Raw genomic sequence first — 1,179 nt, 5'->3', positions numbered from 1 at the left:
GTAAGTAACCAATCTGTGATGAGCAGGGTCTCTGCCTTTGTTAATGATTATAAAGCCTTAAAAAGGAATAAGATGCCCTTGCCTTTTTGGGTATTGCTAAAGAAAAAGTTAAGCAAACTCAGTCAGTTTTAATGTTAATAAACAGTACTTTAGCACTATTTGTTACTTTTCGGTTTAAGGTTAGGAACTTTTGTTGTCTGTTTAGTATGACGTAAATCAATTATTTTGATATATGTCATGTTAAACATTTTACATCGCAATTTTGTTTATCTTAGTATAGTTATATTTGCTTGCAAGTCCCTATAAGTTTTGCTAAAAGATATTCTGAATACCAGCCCTGACTATTTCTGTATAGCCATATTTATTTTGGCCTTTTCAACCGTAATTATAAGTATTCCAAGTATAATCTATACTTCTTTAAAGTATGGCCTTTTTGATAAAAACGACCTGTACCGTAAAAAACATAAACGCAATATTTCACGTTTAGGTGGCTTGGCCATTGTAGGTAGTTTTACCGTATGTATCTTGCTTTTTTCGGCCATTATTAATTTTAAAGAAGCTAATTTTTTAATTGCATCGTGCATCATCCTTGCGGCACTTGGTTTAAAAGACGATGTTTATGGCACCAATACCAGTACAAAATTTATTTTGCAGATCGTAGTCGCTTTTATCCTGGTTTTTTTCGGTGCTTTTCGTTTAACAAGTTTGTACGGTGTATTGGGTATAGGAGATATGCCGCCCTTATGGGGAAGCCTTTTTTCGATAGCATTAATTATTTTCCTGAATAATGCATTCAATTTAATAGATGGCATTGACGGATTGGCAGGTGGAATCGGCATTTTAACAAGCCTGGCTTTCGGTATTTTGTTTTCTTTGATGGGACAAGTGCCATATGCATTTATAGCCTTTGCCCTTGCGGGTGCCATCGCAGGCTTTTTAAAATACAATTGGTTTCCTGCTAAAATATTTATGGGCGATACAGGTGCACTGATCATCGGGCTTATTTCTGCTGCCCTGGCCATTAAGTTTATAGAGCTCAATAAGTTTACAGGTGAAAATAAACCTGCTTTTTATTCTGCGCCAGCAATAGCGGTAGCAATACTGATCGTACCCATTTTCGACTCATTAAGAGTTTTTACCATCCGTATTTTAAAGAGAGGCTCTCCGTTTRAGGGAGAC

General features: G+C 35.9%; 1 protein-coding gene. It reads left to right on the top strand.

Features of this window, described 5'->3' with window-relative positions:
- Positions 1–309: 309 nt before the first annotated feature.
- The coding region (locus AC1DPQ_RS28295) for an MraY family glycosyltransferase (RefSeq protein ID WP_477611650.1) at positions 310–1,179 on the top strand (870 nt) is incomplete at its 3' end.

This window comes from Pedobacter sp. 01T416_2 (genome assembly GCF_056398925.1).
Note: the sequence above shows the minus strand (reverse complement) of the source record. Positions and strands in the feature narration are given on the sequence as shown.